This is a genomic window from Halorubrum sp. C191 (genome assembly GCF_002727095.1).
Lineage (GTDB): Archaea > Halobacteriota > Halobacteria > Halobacteriales > Haloferacaceae > Halorubrum > Halorubrum ezzemoulense.
The window spans coordinates 1-1658 of record NZ_NHNZ01000195.1; the positions used below are offsets into that span (position 1 = coordinate 1).

1 protein-coding gene and 2 pseudogenes are annotated in these 1658 nt (G+C 56.0%); all 3 read left to right on the forward strand.

Annotated elements, in window-relative coordinates; all coding sequences use genetic code 11:
- Positions 1-17: 17 nt before the first annotated feature.
- Positions 18-674: pseudogene (locus Z052_RS17460) on the forward strand (ParA family protein); the annotation flags it as partial.
- Positions 674-1162, forward strand: a complete 489-nt coding sequence (locus Z052_RS17465) for a hypothetical protein (protein WP_099289297.1) — start codon at positions 674-676, stop codon at positions 1160-1162. The pseudogene Z052_RS17460 and the gene Z052_RS17465, both read left to right, overlap by 1 nt.
- A gap of 284 nt (positions 1163-1446) precedes the next feature.
- Positions 1447-1545, forward strand: a pseudogene (locus Z052_RS17470) (transposase); the annotation flags it as partial.
- Between the last annotated feature and the right edge of the window lie 113 nt (positions 1546-1658).

Genomic DNA, 1658 nt, shown 5'->3' on the forward strand with positions numbered 1-1658 from the left:
ACCCGATGTGATCGACTGAGGGTATCTCTCGGGACGAGTACCCCCGCTTTGAGCTTCTATACAATCTCCTCTGGGAGCGAGAGCAGTTGAACGAAAAGTACGACGCAGTCCTCATCGACCCTAACGCGCGCGCCGAAGACCTCCTGTACAATGCTATCTACGCGCTTCGGACGCTGGTAGCACCCGTTAAGCCAGCTGGGAAGGGAAGTCTCAGCCTCGATGGTCTCGAGGAGATGGTCGGAAACATGGAGACTGCGCTGGACATCGAAATCGGGCTTTCGTGCGTGGTTCCGTCCGGGGTCGGGCAGACGAACGCCCACAAGCAGTATCGGGATCAGTTCGAAAATACGGACTCCTTTGCAACGCCAGTCTCTATCGGCTCACGAGAGAGTCTGATGGACGCTATGTGGGAAGCCCGTGGCTCTGCGTTCAAAGTAGTCGAAGAAAGGTGGAAGACCTACGAGGAGGGCGGCGAGATGATCACAGAGAAAGGTGAGCGAAGAGTGCCCGACCGTGAACTCGAAACGCTGGAGAAGCTATGGCAGCTGGCGGGATTCATTGCGACGGAGACGTTCGGTGTAGATGTAGACGACGAACTCGTCCTAGATATCGACGACTACGGGACTGAGACGATGCGGTTCAACCTCACAACTGAACCGGAGGTGGCTGACTAATGGGGGGAGATTCATTCAAATCTGGGTCAGGGAACCTCAACTTCGGTGACGAGGAGGAAGAAGCAGATGACGAACCAGAGAAACCTGATGATATCGCGAACGAGGAAGCGGATGATCAGGAACCCGAGGTAGCCACCTCTGCTGAAGTAGAAGAATCTCGGACCTCCCGAAGAACGAAGAATACGAACAGTCCCAGCGAGAAAAGCACGACGGCTACCCCGCCGGCCAGCGATACCGAAGCACACCAGTATCCGTACTTCGTACGTCGGAGTAATGTCGGAGACGAACGAGACAACCGGCTTGAGATCTTCGCTCGCGATGAAGTCGTCTCCCGAGAAGCGGAGTTTCGTAGCCGACTCGCCACGGAGCTCGGAGCTGATGATATCGCGAAGACAGACGCCCGTGAGTATGCACTTCTCGCGGCGTTCAACAATGTGAAGCACGTTGCAGAACTTATGAGAGGAGACGGGTACGGCGAACTCGATTAGCGGCTGTTTTCGTTCACTTCACCCTACAACCGCTGAGGTTCTACTCCCTTTCCCCCACGGTGGCGCATACTTGATAGGAGACTTTAACGGCCTTAGAGATCTACGCAGTCCAGCCATTCAATGGGGGAAGATTCTGACTGGTGTGCCCTGTTGGATCCGCAGAAAGCGTCGGGATCTGGTCACTCTATATTCGTCGCTCTTCCGAAGCAGATTGTTGGTCAGGTAGAGCTGTCGCTGTGAAAGCGTGGCGGGCAAGGGTGAGGCGAACGCGTCACCCGAACGCAATGTTCCAATTTGAATTGCTAAGTTCAGAGGCGAGCGCCGCGAACCTGCTGGAGCAGGTTCGTTGGCGCGAGGGCCTCTGTTGCCCGCACTGCCGGTCGATCCACTGACACCACTTCTCGAAGTCCTCCGCTCCGGACTGGTCTGCGATGTTACGGAGTGTTCCAGTTCGGATCCGATCGTGTTGCGGGAAGGAGACGACACGGACATCATC